The sequence below is a fragment of the Streptomyces sp. NPDC002623 genome, assembly GCF_053592635.1.
On sequence record NZ_JBSFWB010000021.1, the window covers coordinates 35,488 to 49,234 of the forward strand.

17 protein-coding genes are annotated in these 13,747 nt (G+C 69.8%); 9 read left to right on the forward strand and 8 right to left on the reverse strand.

Annotated features, from left to right (window positions below; genetic code table 11):
- Positions 1–182: 182 nt before the first annotated feature.
- A complete protein-coding gene (locus ACWD4O_RS32035; protein ID WP_351914428.1) occupies positions 183–884 on the forward strand; it encodes a helix-turn-helix transcriptional regulator in 702 nt (233 codons plus the stop codon).
- Positions 881–1,336 carry a hypothetical protein gene (locus ACWD4O_RS32040; protein WP_451285243.1) on the forward strand — a complete coding sequence of 152 codons (456 nt, stop codon included), beginning with the start codon at positions 881–883 and terminating at the stop codon, positions 1,334–1,336. Before ACWD4O_RS32035 ends, ACWD4O_RS32040 begins: the two co-directional genes overlap by 4 nt.
- Here ACWD4O_RS32040 and ACWD4O_RS32045 read toward each other — a convergent pair.
- The gene (locus ACWD4O_RS32045) at positions 1,326–1,517 is read right to left on the reverse strand and encodes a DUF397 domain-containing protein (protein ID WP_451285244.1); all 192 of its coding nucleotides are present in this window, start codon (positions 1,515–1,517) and stop codon (positions 1,326–1,328) included. The two genes, ACWD4O_RS32040 and ACWD4O_RS32045, sit on opposite strands and share 11 nt — an antisense overlap.
- 10 nt (positions 1,518–1,527) lie before the next feature.
- On the reverse strand, positions 1,528–2,346 hold the full coding sequence (locus tag ACWD4O_RS32050) for a helix-turn-helix domain-containing protein (RefSeq protein ID WP_451285246.1): 819 nt from the start codon (positions 2,344–2,346) through the stop codon (positions 1,528–1,530).
- 235 nt (positions 2,347–2,581) lie between these two features.
- On the opposite strand from ACWD4O_RS32050, the gene ACWD4O_RS32055 reads away from it, so the two are divergent.
- Together ACWD4O_RS32055 and ACWD4O_RS32060 are read left to right on the forward strand one after the other, a co-directional pair.
- On the forward strand, positions 2,582–2,995 hold the full coding sequence (locus ACWD4O_RS32055; RefSeq protein WP_451285247.1) for an ATP-binding protein: 414 nt from the start codon (positions 2,582–2,584) through the stop codon (positions 2,993–2,995).
- 106 nt (positions 2,996–3,101) lie between these two features.
- On the forward strand, positions 3,102–3,374 hold the full coding sequence (locus ACWD4O_RS32060; protein WP_451285249.1) for a hypothetical protein: 273 nt from the start codon (positions 3,102–3,104) through the stop codon (positions 3,372–3,374).
- Between the two features lie 85 nt (positions 3,375–3,459).
- Here the strand turns inward: ACWD4O_RS32060 and ACWD4O_RS32065 are convergent, their stop codons facing one another.
- Together ACWD4O_RS32065 and ACWD4O_RS32070 are read right to left on the reverse strand one after the other, a co-directional pair.
- Positions 3,460–3,840: a hypothetical protein gene (locus tag ACWD4O_RS32065; protein ID WP_451285251.1), complete on the reverse strand. Its 381-nt coding sequence runs from the start codon at positions 3,838–3,840 to the stop codon at positions 3,460–3,462.
- A 36-nt stretch (positions 3,841–3,876) separates the two neighbouring features.
- On the reverse strand, positions 3,877–5,556 hold the full coding sequence (locus tag ACWD4O_RS32070) for a sodium:solute symporter family protein (RefSeq protein ID WP_451285252.1): 1,680 nt from the start codon (positions 5,554–5,556) through the stop codon (positions 3,877–3,879).
- A gap of 121 nt (positions 5,557–5,677) precedes the next feature.
- Between ACWD4O_RS32070 and galT the strand changes: the two genes are divergently transcribed.
- From galT to galK, 3 genes are read left to right on the forward strand one after another with little or no spacing between them, the layout of a single operon-like run.
- Positions 5,678–6,739: a galactose-1-phosphate uridylyltransferase gene (gene galT / locus ACWD4O_RS32075; protein ID WP_451285254.1), complete on the forward strand. Its 1,062-nt coding sequence runs from the start codon at positions 5,678–5,680 to the stop codon at positions 6,737–6,739.
- Positions 6,736–7,719, forward strand: a complete 984-nt coding sequence (galE, locus tag ACWD4O_RS32080; protein ID WP_451285256.1) for a UDP-glucose 4-epimerase GalE — start codon at positions 6,736–6,738, stop codon at positions 7,717–7,719. Before galT ends, galE begins: the two co-directional genes overlap by 4 nt.
- Positions 7,720–8,877 carry a galactokinase gene (gene galK / locus ACWD4O_RS32085; protein WP_451285258.1) on the forward strand — a complete coding sequence of 386 codons (1,158 nt, stop codon included), beginning with the start codon at positions 7,720–7,722 and terminating at the stop codon, positions 8,875–8,877.
- A 33-nt stretch (positions 8,878–8,910) separates the two neighbouring features.
- Here galK and ACWD4O_RS32090 read toward each other — a convergent pair whose 3' ends face one another.
- A complete protein-coding gene (locus ACWD4O_RS32090; RefSeq protein WP_451285440.1) occupies positions 8,911–9,366 on the reverse strand; it encodes a GNAT family N-acetyltransferase in 456 nt (151 codons plus the stop codon).
- 269 nt (positions 9,367–9,635) lie between these two features.
- Here ACWD4O_RS32090 and ACWD4O_RS32095 point away from each other — a divergent pair, with 269 nt between their 5' ends.
- The gene (locus ACWD4O_RS32095) at positions 9,636–10,403 is read left to right on the forward strand and encodes a response regulator transcription factor (protein ID WP_351919423.1); all 768 of its coding nucleotides are present in this window, start codon (positions 9,636–9,638) and stop codon (positions 10,401–10,403) included.
- On the opposite strand, the gene ACWD4O_RS32100 is transcribed toward ACWD4O_RS32095, so the two are convergent.
- The gene (locus ACWD4O_RS32100; RefSeq protein ID WP_351919425.1) at positions 10,362–10,859 is read right to left on the reverse strand and encodes a MarR family winged helix-turn-helix transcriptional regulator; all 498 of its coding nucleotides are present in this window, start codon (positions 10,857–10,859) and stop codon (positions 10,362–10,364) included. The genes ACWD4O_RS32095 and ACWD4O_RS32100 overlap by 42 nt on opposite strands.
- 90 nt (positions 10,860–10,949) lie before the next feature.
- On the opposite strand from ACWD4O_RS32100, the gene ACWD4O_RS32105 reads away from it, so the two are divergent.
- Positions 10,950–11,750: a trans-aconitate 2-methyltransferase gene (locus ACWD4O_RS32105; protein ID WP_451285260.1), complete on the forward strand. Its 801-nt coding sequence runs from the start codon at positions 10,950–10,952 to the stop codon at positions 11,748–11,750.
- Positions 11,751–11,802: 52 nt separating this feature from the next.
- Here the strand turns inward: ACWD4O_RS32105 and ACWD4O_RS32110 are convergent, their stop codons facing one another.
- Both ACWD4O_RS32110 and ACWD4O_RS32115 read right to left on the reverse strand, forming a co-directional pair.
- Positions 11,803–12,489: a TetR/AcrR family transcriptional regulator gene (locus tag ACWD4O_RS32110; RefSeq protein ID WP_358803359.1), complete on the reverse strand. Its 687-nt coding sequence runs from the start codon at positions 12,487–12,489 to the stop codon at positions 11,803–11,805.
- On the reverse strand, positions 12,486–13,496 hold the full coding sequence (locus ACWD4O_RS32115) for an acyl-CoA desaturase (protein ID WP_451285262.1): 1,011 nt from the start codon (positions 13,494–13,496) through the stop codon (positions 12,486–12,488). Before ACWD4O_RS32115 ends, ACWD4O_RS32110 begins: the two co-directional genes overlap by 4 nt.
- Positions 13,497–13,747: the final 251 nt, after the last annotated feature.

The window sequence follows — 13,747 nt, forward strand, 5'->3', positions numbered from 1 at the left end:
AGGGGCGGGGCCGTGCACTTACCGCCCATGACCCTCGAATGTGAGGAATTTCGACGATCCGGGGCACTTCTCACGAGTAGGGGGAGCGCAACGTCGAACAAGCGTGTAGCTTCCGGGGGCATGAAGAACGGGGTGCCGGGGGGCACCCTTTGTTTGTCGTGGGGGGACTGGGGGGTTGCTCGATGGGAGTGCGGCTGATGGTGGTCGACGACCACCGCCTGCTCGCGGAGGCACTGGCCTCGGCACTCAAACTGCGGGGGCACCGGGTGCTCGCCGCGGCGGCGCCGACCGCGGGAGCGGCGGAGCTGGTGATCACCCGTGCCCCGGAGGTGTGCCTGCTGGGCACGGCGACCCCGGCCGAGCCGGGCATCTTCGACCCGGTGGTCCGCATCAAGCGGGAGCGTCCGCAGGTGGCGGTCCTGGTGCTCGGTCCGGTGCCGAGCCCGCGCGGCATCGCATCGGCCTTCGCGGCCGGCGCCTCCGGCTACGTACGCCATGACGAGCGGATCGAGGGCGTGGAGCGCGCCATCATGAAGGCGCGGGCGGGCGAGGCGGCGGTGGCCCCGCAACTGCTCCAGGGAGCGTTCAGCGAGCTCCTCAACCCCGCGGCCCAACCGGACGACGAGGGCCAGCGCCTGCTGCAGATGCTCACCCCGCGCGAGGTGGAGGTCCTGGTCCGCGTCGCCGACGGCGAGGACACCCGGCTGATCGCCGCGGGCATGGGCATCGCCCCCTCCACGGCCCGCACCCACGTCCAGCGGGTCCTGATGAAGCTCGGCGTGGGCTCCCGCCTGGAAGCGGCGGCCCTGGCGGCCCGAACCGGCCTCCTGGACCGAGCGGGCGCACTGCCCCGCACCCCCCGCGACCTGGAGGACCACGCATGAGAGACGTCGTACGCCGGGGCGCACGCCTGGGCGCGCTGATCGGCGCATGGCCGGCGGGCGTCGCCGGCACGCTGTGTCTGGTGACGGCGATCGTCTTCCTGGTCGGCGACATGCGGGGAACGTTCTGGGCGATCCTGGGCATCGGCGCGGGCGCGGCACTGGCCTGCATGACGGTGTGCCCCGCCCTGGGCGCCGCCACGGGTCTCGTCCTGGCCGTGGCACCCCGCCGACTGCTATCCCACCCCCTGTCGAGGGGCCTCTTGGCGGCGCTCACCACAGGTCTCCCGCTGGCGACGCTCTCCTTCGTCTTCCTCCGCGGGGACGGCTACTCCCTCGCCGACTACCCTGCGTCGACCCACCTCCTGTTCTGGTCCCTCCCGCTGGCGGCAGCCCTGGTGACGGCGGCCCGCAGCGGCGAGATCGCGAGTGGCAATCCGACGGCTACCGGGTAACGCCGGCGCGTATGCCCGCCAGGAGGTGGGCGAGGGCGGCGGGGGTGATGGTGAGGGCGGTGGCCGGGGCGTCGCTCTCACGGAGGTGGAGCCTGGCGGGGGTGGCGGCGAGTTCGACGCAGGAGTTGCCCTCGGCACCACCCGAGAACGTGGACTTCTGCCAGTGGAGGGGCTGAGCCATGGGGTGCGCCTCACAGTTCCTTCGACAGGTGGTGGACGAAATCTCGGGACGCTCCGGGGTCCAGCGTCACGTTCTCCACTTTACGGAAAAGCGTTCGAAGCGTATTCAGCTGAGGCTCTGCGTCGATGAACGCGGTACCGGTCGCGCCTTCCCGTAGCCCAGTGTCGAGTTGGGGCACCGGACCACCCAGGTACACCATCGAGGCTCCAGCACCACCGAAGCCGTCCTGGTCGGTGGGGATGACGCGCATGGTGATGTGTTCGTGCTCGATGCGCTCCAGGATTCCAAGGAGTTGAGCACGGGAAACGTGCCGGTCGGCCACGCGGATGCGCAGGGCGAACTCGTGGACGATCGCCTCGTACGAGGTGGGGTTGTCATCCTCGATGACAGCCTGCCTCCGCATACGGTGCTCCACCCTGGGGGCCAACTCGCTCTCGGGCAGCTCTGGACGCATGTACGCGAAGACGGCTCGGGCGTAGTCAGGGGTTTGGAAGAGTCCGGGAACGTAGGTGATCGCGACTTCACGCAGGAACGTCGCATGGTGCTCCATCTCGGCCAAGTCCAGGTTCACCGGCGGCAGGACACCCCGGTACTCCTCCCACCAGCCGCGCGTTCGATCGGATGCCATCGCCATCAGGGCCTCGATCAACGCCTCGTCCGCGCAGGCGTAATGGGCCGCCAGGCGGCGGACGCGCTCCGCGCTGACGCCCGCGACGCCGGACTCGATCTGGCTCATCTGGACCGCGTCCGCACCGAGCAAGGCCGCTGCCTCCCGGGCCTTCATGCCCGTTGCCTCGCGGAGTTTGCGCAGTTCAGCGCCCAGTCGCACCCTGCGGGCCGTGAGATGCCTCTTGGGCGGCAAACCGCGCACCTCCTCGTCTCAACTGCCCTGGGGACGTACCTCGTTCGAGGGTCAGGATAGGCCAGCCGCTTGCGGCTTCCTAATGTTAGGAAATACCGTCAGTGATGCGCCGCGCACACTGCGGAAGCGCACCGCCCCGTCCTGCCATGGCGGCTGCGGCACTGCCACCGCGCCCTGTATCCCGCCTACTTGGAGCCGACCCATGTCCGAAGCCGCCCCCTGGGAGTACTCCCTCTACATCCCCGCCGACCCCCGCGCAGTCACGGTCTGCCGTCGCACTCTGCGTCTGGTCCTCACCCTGCACGGCCTCGCCCACCTCGTCGACACCGCCGAGCTGCTCGCCTCCGAGCTGATGTCCAACGCCGTCCTGCACACCAAAGGCCCCGCCTGTCTGCGCCTCCGCTTCCGGGACGGCGTCCTGCAGATCGGTGCGTGGGACGCGGACCCTGAGCCGCCCGACCCGCCCCGCAGGCTGGAGGAGCTCGCGGACGCGGAACGCGAACGCGGACGGGGCATGGGGCTGGTGCGGGCCTGCTCGGATCTCTGGCACTGGCAGCCGCTGTCCCGGATGGGGCACCGCGGCAAGCTCGTGTGGTGCGAACTCAACGCGGCGTAGGCAAACGCGTGGCGGAGGTGCGGGACAGATAATCGGCACATACGGTGTGTAATCGTACGGTTTCGTTCAGTAACGGAACATGCCGCTCAGACGAAAAGGGAATGTAATGCGCAAGCTTCGCAACACCGCTGTCGTCGCCGTCATGGTCGCCAGCCTCGGCATGGCCGGTGCCGGATTCGCCTCCGCCGGTGCCTCCGGCGCGGACGGCGACTCCCGGGAGTGTGCCAACCACGTGCAGAACATCTCGTTCGGTCTCATCAACATCCCGAACCTGAACCTCCCGCTGCTCGGCCTCTCGTCGAACCAGGACGCGACCCAGCAGATCTGCAACAACGGGGACGACGCCGTCAACGCGAACGTCGCCAGCCGGGAAGACTAGCGAACTGAGCCGGCTCCGGGATCCGATGCCTCGGATCCCGGAGCCGGCTCACGCCGCGGCCCGCGCCGCTACTCGCCCCGCGCCGCTACTCGCCCTGCGGGGGCTTCCCGCCCACCGCCTCCGGCGGCAGGGTCGGGGTGACCGGCGCGGTGGGCCGCAGCTTCAGCCAGGCCAGGAAGAAGAGGCCCAGGGCCAGCATGCCCAGGCCGGTCCACAGATTGATGTTGATCCCCTGGGCCTTGTCGATCTCCGCGTCGCTGTCCGTGATCCCGGCGATCGTGACGATCACGCCGTAGACGACGAACAGGCCGCCGATGATCCGGCGCAGGTCGAAGATGCGGGCCGCGGTCGCGGACTTCTCCTCGAGTGCCGTGACCTCCCGCTGGAGGTCGGCCTCGGAGTACCCGGCCCGCCGCAGCCGCTCGGCAGCCTCGGCGCGCTCGGACGGTTCGAATTGCTCGGACATGGTCTCTCCAGTCTCCCGCGGTATTCGCGACCGGGCTCAGAACGAGAACGGGATGTAGCAGACGGCCGCCAGGATCACCGCGCCCCAGCCCAGCAGTGCCGGACGCCGGTACCAGGCGTCGTCGCCCGCCGCGGGCGGCTCGGCCATGCCGGGGGAGACGGTGCCGTAGACCAGACCCTGGAGCTCCTCGTCCGACTTGGGCGCGGTGAACAGGGACACCGCCACCATCACGACCGCGCCCGCCACGAAGCCCGCGATCGCGGAGACGAAGTTCGCGCCCTGGTCGGTGGGGATGCCGATGATGTCCTGCTTGTAGAGGACGAAGTAGTTGACCATCGCGGCCGTCGTGCCCGCGAGCAGGCCCCAGAACCCCGATTTCTTCGACGCCCGCTTCCAGAACATGCCGACGATGAAGACGACGAACATCGGCACGTTGAAGAAGCTGAACAGGGTCTGGAGGTAGCTCATGATGTTCGAGAAGGAGGAGGCCAGGAACGCCGTCCCCACCGAGGCCGCCACCCCGATGGCCGTGATCAGGCGGCCGAAGCGGACGTAGTAGGCGTCCTCCCGCCCCAGCACCACGTACTTCGCCCAGATGTCCGTCGTGAACACCGTGTTGAACGACGAGATGTTCGCCGCCATGCCCGCCATGAACGCCGCCAGCAGGCCCGTCACCGCGATGCCCAGCACCCCGTTCGGCAGCAGCTGCTCCATCAGGTAGGGGATCGCGTCGTTGTACTGGAGGTCGGACTCCGCCGTGCCGATGTTCGGCACCAGGACCGCCGCCACCAGGCCCGGGATCATCACCAGGAACACCATGAAGACCTTCGGGTAGGCGGCGATGAGCGGCGTGCGCTGGGCCGCCGACAGGTTCTTCGCCGAGAGCGCCCGCTGCACCTCCGCGAAGTTCGTCGTCCAGTAGCCGAAGGACAGCACGAAGCCCAGGCCCAGCACGATCGTCAGCCAGTTCGCCCCCAGCGGGTTGTCGCTGCCGATGCCCGTGCCGCCCCAGGCGCTGACGAAGTCGTCCCCGTGGGTCGCGGTCAGGGAGTCGGTCAGACCGTCCCAGCCGCCGACGCTCTTCAGGCCCAGCACCGACAGCGGGATGAGGGCGGCGAGGATCACGAAGAACTGGAGCACCTCGTTGTAGATCGCCGAGGAGAGACCGCCGAGCGTGATGTAGGCGAGCACGAAGGCGCCGGCCACGACGATCGCCACCCACTGCGGCCAGCCGAGCAGCGCCTCGACCACGATCGCCAGCGCGTACAGGTTCACGCCCGCGATCAGGATCGCCGCGAAGGCGAACAGGGCCGAGCTCAGCAGGTGCGCCGCCTTGTCGAAGCGCAGCAGCAGCATCTCCGGCACCGAGCGGACCTTGCTGCCGTAGTAGAACGGCATCATCACCAGGCCCAGGAACACCATCGCGGGAATCGCGCCGATCCAGTACCAGTGGACGGTGTACGCGCCGTACTGTGCGCTGTTCGCGGCCATGCCGAGGATCTCGGTGGCGGCCAGGTTGGCCGAGATGAACGCGAGGCCTGTGATCCAGGCGGGCAGCGAGCGGCCGGAGAGGAAGAAGTCGAGGCTGGTCTTCACCGAGCGTCGGGCGGCGAAGCCGATGCCCAGGACCACGACGAAGTAGATGCCGAGGATCAGGTAGTCGAGCCAGTTCGTCGGCAGCCGTAGCTCAGCCGCCAGGTATGTGGGGGTTCGCATGCACTGCTCACTTCGTTTGGTGTTCTTTGTTCGGTTGTGATGGTGACTCGCGTGCGGGTTTATGGTTTTATGTGTTTGGTTCTGTTTGACGCTTCGCTTGGTGTACGGATGGAGTGCCGCGGTGAAGAAGACCTCGACCCGACTGGCCGACGGTCGTGAGCTGATCTACTACGACCTGCGGGACGACACCGTGCGCGACGCGGTGGACAAGCGTCCGCTGGAGCGCACCGTCACCACTTCGGAGGTACGGCGCGACCCGCTGCTCGGCGATTCCGTCGCCATCGCCTCACACCGGCAGGGGCGGACCTATCACCCGCCGGCCGACGAGTGCCCGCTCTGCCCCTCGCAGGGCGACCGGCTCAGCGAGATCCCGGACTCCTCGTACGACGCCGTCGTGTTCGAGAATCGTTTCCCCTCCCTGGCCGGCGACTCCGGGCGCTGCGAGGTGGTCTGCTTCACCTCCGACCACAACGCGTCCTTCGCCGACCTCACCGAGGAGCAGGCGCGGCTCGTCCTGGAGGCCTGGACGGACCGGACGTCCGAGCTGTCGCATCTGCCCTCCGTGGAACAGGTGTTCTGCTTCGAGAACCGCGGCGCCGAGATCGGTGTGACGCTGGGTCACCCGCACGGGCAGATCTACGCCTACCCGTTCACCACGCCCCGCACCGCGCTGATGCTGCGTTCGGCCGCGGCGCACAAAGAGGCGACCGGCGGGGAGAACCTCTTCGACGCCGTCCTGGAGCGCGAACTCGCAGGCGAACGCGTCGTCCTGGAGGGCGAGCACTGGGTCGCGTTCGTGCCGTACGCGGCGCACTGGCCCTACGAGGTGCACCTGTACCCGAAGAAGCGGGTCCCCGACCTGCTCGGGCTCGACGAGGACGCGCGCACAGAGTTCCCCAAGGTGTATCTGGAACTCTTGAGGCGCTTCGACCGGATCTTCGGGGAGAACGAGCCCTCGACGCCGTACATCGCCGCCTGGCACCAGGCGCCGTTCGGCGCGCTGGAGGAGTTCGAGGGCGTCAACCGGGACGACTTCGCGCTCCACCTCGAGCTTTTCACCATCCGCCGTACTTCCGGCAAGCTGAAGTTCCTCGCGGGCTCCGAATCAGGCATGAACGTCTTCATCAACGACGTGCCGCCGGAGTTCGCGGCCGAGCGACTGCGAGAGGTAGCGAGTTCATGAGCAGCGGCAGCAGCAGCGGGAAGTACCTGGTCACCGGCGGTGCCGGATATGTCGGCAGCGTCGTCGCCCAGCATCTGCTGGAGGCGGGGCACGAGGTCGTCGTCCTGGACAACCTCTCCACCGGCTTCCGCGAGGGCGTGCCCGCGGACGCGACCTTCGTCGAGGGCGACATCCGCGACGCCGCCAAGCACCTCGACGCCTCCTTCGACGCCGTGCTCCACTTCGCCGCGTTCTCGCAGGTCGGAGAGTCCGTCGTCAAGCCGGAGAAGTACTGGGACAACAACGTCGGCGGCACCATGGCGCTGCTCGGCGCCATGCGCGAGGCGGGCGTGCGCAAGCTGGTCTTCTCGTCCACGGCGGCGACCTACGGCGAGCCCGAGGAAGTCCCGATCGTCGAGACCGCGCCGACGCGGCCCACCAACCCCTACGGCGCCTCCAAGCTCGCCGTCGACCACATGATCACCGGCGAGGCCGCCGCCCACGGGCTCGGCGCCGTCTCGCTGCGCTACTTCAACGTGGCCGGCGCGTACGGCGCGCAGGGCGAACGGCACGACCCCGAGTCGCACCTCATCCCGCTCGTCCTCCAGGTCGCGCAGGGCCGCCGCGAGGCCGTCTCCGTCTTCGGCGACGACTACCCGACCCCGGACGGCACCTGCATCCGCGACTACATCCACGTCGCCGACCTCGCCGAGGCGCACCTCCTCGCCGTCGTCGCCGCGCAGCCCGGCGAGCACCTCATCTGCAACCTCGGCAACGGCAACGGCTTCTCCGTCCGCGAGGTCATCGAGACCGTCCGCCAGGTCACCGGGCACCCGATCCCCGAGGTGGCCGCCCCGCGCCGCGGCGGCGACCCCGCGACCCTGGTGGCCTCCGCCGAGACCGCCCGCGAGCGGCTCGGCTGGAACCCGTCCCGCGCGGATCTCGCGGGTATCGTCGCGGACGCGTGGGAGTTCGCGCAGCACATCGCAAGGGAGCGGTAAATGGGGGCACAGGAAGTGCGGGACGGTTTCGCCGCGCTCTACGGCACGCAGCCCGAGGGCGTCTGGGCGGCCCCCGGCCGCGTCAACCTCATCGGTGAGCACACCGACTACAACGACGGCTTCGTGATGCCCTTCGCGCTGCCGCACACCGCCGTCGCCGCCGTGTCGCGGCGCACGGACGGCGTGCTGCGGCTGCACTCGGCCGACCTCGACGCCGGCGTCGCCGAACTGCGGCTGGACGACCTCGCCCCCGAGTCCGACAAGAGCTGGACGGCGTACCCGGCCGGCGTCGTGTGGGCGTTGCGCGAGGCCGGCCACCAGGTCACCGGCGCCGACGTCCACCTCGCCTCGACGGTCCCGTCGGGCGCGGGCCTGTCGTCCTCGGCGGCCCTGGAGGTCGTCGTGGCACTCGCGCTCAACGACCTGTTCGAGCTCGGGCTCCAGCGCTGGCAGCTCGCCCGGCTGTGTCAGCGCGCCGAGAACGTGTACGTCGGCGCCCCCACCGGGATCATGGACCAGACGGCGTCCGCGTGCTGCGAGGCCGGCCACGCGCTGTTCCTCGACACCCGCGACCTGTCCCAGAAGCAGATCCCCCTGGACCTGGCCGCCGAGGGCCTGCGCCTGCTGGTCGTCGACACCCAGGTCACGCACGCGCACAGCGGCGGCGAGTACGGCAAGCGCCGCGCGGGCTGCGAGAAGGGCGCCGCGCTGCTCGGCGTGGACGCCCTGCGCGACATCCCCTACGGCGACCTGGACGCGGCCCTGGCCCGGCTCGGCGACGAGGAGGAGGTCCGCCGTCTGGTGCGGCACGTGGTGACGGAGGACCAGCGCGTCGAGCGCGTCGTCTCCCTCCTGGTGGCGGGCGGCGACACCCGCGCCGTCGGCCCGATCCTGACCGAGGGCCATGCCTCCCTGCGGGACGACTTCCGGGTCTCCTGCGCCGAGCTGGACCTCGTCGTGGACACCGCGCTCGGCGGCGGCGCCCTCGGCGCCCGTATGACCGGCGGCGGCTTCGGCGGCTCGGCGATCGTGCTGGTCGAGGAGTCCGACGTGGAGACCGTCACCAAGGGCGTCGAGGACGCCTTCGCCGCGGCCGGCTTCAAGGCCCCGCGGGTGTTCGAGGCGGTGCCCGCGGCGGGCGCGCGCCGGGTGAGCTGAGCGTCTCCGAGTACGTGCAGCTGACGAGGCGGCTCAGTCCAGCCGCTTCGTCAGCGTGTACTCCGTGAGGCCCGGCGGATAGTCCTCGATCACGCACACCACGTCGTAGCCCTGCCTCTTGTAGAACTCCGGGGCCTGGAAGTCCCACGTCTCCAGGCGGACGCGGTCGCAGCCCCGTTCGTCGCGGGCGATGCGCTCGGCCTGCGCGAGCAGGCGGGAGCCCAGACCGGCGCCCCGGTGGCGGGCGTCGACCCACAGGTAGGTGACGTGCAGCCAGGTCGTCCAGGTGTGCCCCACCAGACCGCCGGCCAGCTCGCCCGCGGAATCCGAGGCCCAGACGTGCAGCGGGTGCTCGCGTTCGGCGGGGGTGCCGCGCAGGGCGCGCAGCACCGGCGACGCCTCGGTGTTGGTGGCCAGGAGCCGCGAACGGAGAAGATCGCGTCGAGTCCTGTCGACTTCTGTCTCAAGACGAAACATGCGGCACACCATAAACGCGCTGGCCAACCAGTTCTGCAATTTTCCTTCCGCTGTCAGCCGGCGGCCCTACGCTGATGAGCAGCATCGGTGGGGGCCGGTGCTGATCAGGGGGCGAGACAGTCGGGTACGACGCCCGCGGTGGGGGTAGCAGTCTCTGCACGGCGGCGGCCGTGCGGACATGGCACCCCCTCCGGGCGTCGTACCCGCGCCGGTCTCCGTTCTCCGTCTCCGGACCTTGGGGTATCCCCTGCTCTGTCAAGGAGCTTGGGGGAGGGGGTTTCGTGGTTCGCATCCGAGTTCTGGTCGTCGACGACCACCGTATCTTCGCCGAGTCGCTCGCCGCGGCGCTGGCAGCCGAGCCCGATGTCGACGTGTCCGCGGCCGGCAGCGGCCCGGCGGCGCTGCGCAGCCTGGAGCGCGCGGTCGCCGAGGGGCGCCGGTACGACGTGCTGCTGGTCGACGCCGACCTGGGCGGCAGCCTGCCGGACATACGGCCGGCCGTGCCCGTGCAGGAGGTGAGAGAGGACGGCCTCGTCGACGGGATCTCGCTGGTCGCGGGCGTTCGCGGCATCCAGCCCCATGTCCGCACGGTCGTCCTCGCCGAGAAGGACGACCCGCGCCGCGCGGCCCTCGCCCTGCAGGCCGGGGCGTCCGGCTGGGTGGCGAAGGACTGCTCGCTGTCCCGGCTGCTGACCGTCATCCGCGGGGTGCTGCGCGAGGAGACCCATCTGCCTCCGGCCCTGCTCACCGGCGTCCTGCGGGAGCTGACGGCCGCGCGCAAGCACCGCACCGAGAGCGAGCGGCTGGTGGAGTCCCTCACGCCGCGGGAGCGCGAGGTGCTGCGCTGCATGGTCGCGGGGCTCGGCCGCAAGGCCGTCGCCGACCGGCTGTTCCTCTCGCCGCACACCGTCCGCACCCATATGCAGAACGTCCTCGGCAAACTGGGCGTCCACTCCACCCTCGCCGCCGTCGCCCTCGCCCGCAGGGCGGGCGTGGGGCCCGTCGATCTAGCCGGGGATGTTGTCGAACGGGGCGGTCAGCTGGCGTAGCAGGCCCGCCAGTTCGCCGCGCTGGGAAGTGGAGAGCTCGGCCAGGATCGCCCGCTCCTGGTCGAGCAGTCCGGCGAGCGCCTGGTCGGCGCGGTCCTTGCCGTCGTCCGTGAGGCGGACCAGCACACCGCGCCGGTCGTTCGGGTCCGGCAGCCGCTCCACCAGGCCCTTCTGCGTGAGCCGGTCGATGCGGTTCGTCATCGTGCCCGACGTCACCAGCGTCTGCGTCAGCAACTGCCCCGGCGAGAGCTGGTAGGGCCCGCCCGCGCGCCGAAGCGCCGTCAGCACGTCGAACTCCCAGGGCTCCAGTTGGTGCTCGGAGAACGCCAGCCGACGTGCGCGGTCCAGGTGCCGGGCCAGTCTGCTCACCCGGCTCAGTACTTCCAGCGGCTCCACGTCGAGGTCCGGGCGCTCCCGGCGCCACGCTGCGACCAGCCGATCGACCTCGTCCTCCATGACGATCAGTGTAGTGGTTGTGTCGACATGAAGTCTCTTGATGTCGAGTCTCTTGACGTCGAGAGAGATTGAGGGGGAGAGTGGGCAGCCATGACGACCAACCCCTCCTGGGACCCCGCCCAGTACCTGAGGCACGCCGACCACCGCGCCCGCCCCTTCGCCGACCTCCTCGCCCGCGTCCCCGCCCTGCCCGGCGACCCGCCCCGCATCGCCGACCTCGGCTGCGGCCCCGGCAACGTCACCGCCGGCCTCGCCGACCGCTGGCCCACCGCCCGCATCACCGGCTACGACAACTCACCCCGGATGCTCGCCGACGCCGCAGCGCACGCCGGCGCACACCTCGACTTCGCGTACGCCGACCTGACCACCTGGACGCCGGGGGAGACGACCTACGACCTGATCGTCTCCAACGCCGCCCTCCAGTGGGTCCCCGGCCACCTCGACGCCTTCCCCGCCTGGCTGGACGGCCTCGCCCCCGGCGGCGCCTTCGCCTTCCAGGTCCCCCACAACATCGACGCGCCCCTGCACGCCCTGATGCGCGAACTCGGCCACACACCCCGCTGGAAGAACCGGCTCGGCGAGGTGCTGCGCCGCCAGGACTCCGTCCACGCGCCCGCCGTCTACCTCGACCGCCTGGCCCGCCTCGGCTGCACGCCCGACGTCTGGACGACCACGTACTTCCACGTCCTCCCCGGCCAGGACCCCGTCCTCGACTGGGTCAAGGGCACCGGACTGCGCCCCGTCCTCGACGCCCTGGCCGACGACCCCGAAGCCCGCGACGCCTTCGTCACCGCCTACCGCGACCTGCTCCGCGAGGCCTACCCGAGCACGGAACACGGCACGGTCCTGCCGTTCCGCCGCCTCTTCGCGGTGGCCAGGAAAGGCACCTGATCAGGAAAGGCGCCTGATCAGGAAGGCACCTGATCGGGAAAGAGGGCGGGACTCAGCTCTTCCTGCGCCCGATCAGGTGGGGCTTGGCCTCCAGGCCGTCCAGACCGTGCCAGGAGAGATTGACCAGATGCGCGGCGACCTCCGCCTTCTTCGGACGGCGGACGTCCAGCCACCACTGGCCCGTCAGCGCGACCATGCCCACCAGGGCCTGGGCGTACAGCGGGGCCAGTTTCGGGTCGAAGCCGCGGTTCTTGAACTCACGGCCCAGGATGTCCTCCACCTGGGTGGCGATGTCCGAGATCAGCGAGGCGAAGGAACCCGTCGACTGGGGGATCGGGGAGTCGCGGACCAGGATGCGGAACCCGTCCGTGTACTCCTCGATGTAGTCCAGGAGTGCGAAGGCCGCCTGTTCGAGCAGCTCGCGGGGATGGCCCGCCGTCAACGACGACGTGACCATGTCCAGCAGACGGCGCATCTCCCGGTCCACCACCACCGCGTACAGCCCCTCCTTGCCGCCGAAGTGCTCGTACACCACCGGCTTGGACACCCCGGCCTTCGCCGCGATCTCCTCCACCGACGTGCCCTCGAAACCCTTCGCCGCGAACAGGGTGCGCCCGATCTCCAGCAGCTGCTGCCGGCGCTCCGCCCCCGTCATCCGGGTACGTCGCGCGCGCCGCGGCTTCGCTTCACCGCTGGGACTGGAGGTACTGCTGGGATCGGTCGCCACGCCGTCAATCATGCCGCCTCGGCGGTCGCCTTCCCCTGTCGAGAGCCGCCCTCACCCGTGTTACGACGTGAATCGATACGCGAGCGTGACGGCCAGCGCACGTCGTACGCCCACCCGAGCATCTCGAACCACCGGATGAACCGCGCCGACGAGTCCAGCTGACCCCGCTCCACGCCGTGCCGCGCCGACGTCGGGTCCGCGTGGTGCAGGTTGTGCCAGGACTCGCCGCACGACAGCACCGCCAGCCACCAGACGTTGCCGGACCGGTCCCGCGACTTGAACGGACGCTTCCCGACCGCGTGACAGATCGAGTTGATCGACCACGTCACGTGATGCAGCAACGCCACCCGTACCAGCGAACCCCAGAAGAACGCCGTGAACGCACCCCACCAGGACATCGTCACCAGCCCGCCCACCAGCGGCGGAATGGCCAGCGAGACCACCGTGAACACGATGAACTGACGCGAGATGACCCGGATCGCCCCGTCCTTGATCAGATCCGGCGCGTACTTCTCCTGCGGAGTCCGCTCCTCGTCGAACATCCAGCCGATGTGCGCCCACCACAGGCCCTTCATCAGCGCCGGAACCGTCTCCCCGTACCGCCACGGCGAGTGCGGGTCGCCCTCCGCGTCCGAGAACTTGTGGTGCTTGCGATGGTCCGCCACCCAGCGCACCAGCGGACCCTCCACCGCCAGCGACCCCATGACCGCCAGCGCGATCCGCAACGGACGCTTCGCCTTGAACGAGCCATGCGTGAAATACCGGTGGTAACCGATCGTGACACCGTGACAGCCGACGTAGTACATGAGCACCAGCAGCCCGATGTCCAGCCAGCTCACACCCCATCCCCAGGCCAGCGGCACCGCCGCGAGCAGTGCCAGGAACGGGACGACGATGAACAACAGAAGGGCGAGCTGCTCCAGCGAACCTTTGCGTTCGCCGCCGAGCGTCGCGGAGGGAAGTGGAGAGCCGTCCGCTCGCTGCGGGGCATCGTCGATCACGTCGGAGCTCGAGGTCATGGGGCGTCCCCTGTGGGGTTCGAGGGTTTTGTGTCAGGTTGCCGGGTCGCGGCGAACACGAGGAGAAGTCGGCTCGTACAACCTCGTACGGCTTCCCGCAGGTTCCTACGGTTCCGTAACCTACGGCATCGTAAGTATGGCAGTGCACTGCCCGGCGGCAAGAGCCCGCCAACCTGCGCGTCTCCACGGACACCTATCCTTGGAGACGGTCGGACAGCGCGGTCCGCTCTGTTTAGTTCCCTCCCGGACGA

Coding starts and splice junctions, on each gene's coding strand:
- ACWD4O_RS32035 (WP_351914428.1), top strand. CDS start 183: ATGGGAGTGCGGCTGATGGTGGTCGACGACCACCGCCTGCTCGCGGAG.
- ACWD4O_RS32040 (WP_451285243.1), top strand. CDS start 881: ATGAGAGACGTCGTACGCCGGGGCGCACGCCTGGGCGCGCTGATCGGC.
- ACWD4O_RS32045 (WP_451285244.1), bottom strand. CDS start 1,517: ATGGCTCAGCCCCTCCACTGGCAGAAGTCCACGTTCTCGGGTGGTGCC.
- ACWD4O_RS32055 (WP_451285247.1), top strand. CDS start 2,582: ATGTCCGAAGCCGCCCCCTGGGAGTACTCCCTCTACATCCCCGCCGAC.
- ACWD4O_RS32060 (WP_451285249.1), top strand. CDS start 3,102: ATGCGCAAGCTTCGCAACACCGCTGTCGTCGCCGTCATGGTCGCCAGC.
- ACWD4O_RS32065 (WP_451285251.1), bottom strand. CDS start 3,840: ATGTCCGAGCAATTCGAACCGTCCGAGCGCGCCGAGGCTGCCGAGCGG.
- ACWD4O_RS32070 (WP_451285252.1), bottom strand. CDS start 5,556: ATGCGAACCCCCACATACCTGGCGGCTGAGCTACGGCTGCCGACGAAC.
- galE (WP_451285256.1), top strand. CDS start 6,736: ATGAGCAGCGGCAGCAGCAGCGGGAAGTACCTGGTCACCGGCGGTGCC.
- galK (WP_451285258.1), top strand. CDS start 7,720: ATGGGGGCACAGGAAGTGCGGGACGGTTTCGCCGCGCTCTACGGCACG.
- ACWD4O_RS32090 (WP_451285440.1), bottom strand. CDS start 9,366: ATGGTGTGCCGCATGTTTCGTCTTGAGACAGAAGTCGACAGGACTCGA.
- ACWD4O_RS32100 (WP_351919425.1), bottom strand. CDS start 10,859: ATGGAGGACGAGGTCGATCGGCTGGTCGCAGCGTGGCGCCGGGAGCGC.
- ACWD4O_RS32105 (WP_451285260.1), top strand. CDS start 10,950: ATGACGACCAACCCCTCCTGGGACCCCGCCCAGTACCTGAGGCACGCC.
- ACWD4O_RS32110 (WP_358803359.1), bottom strand. CDS start 12,489: ATGATTGACGGCGTGGCGACCGATCCCAGCAGTACCTCCAGTCCCAGC.
- ACWD4O_RS32115 (WP_451285262.1), bottom strand. CDS start 13,496: ATGACCTCGAGCTCCGACGTGATCGACGATGCCCCGCAGCGAGCGGAC.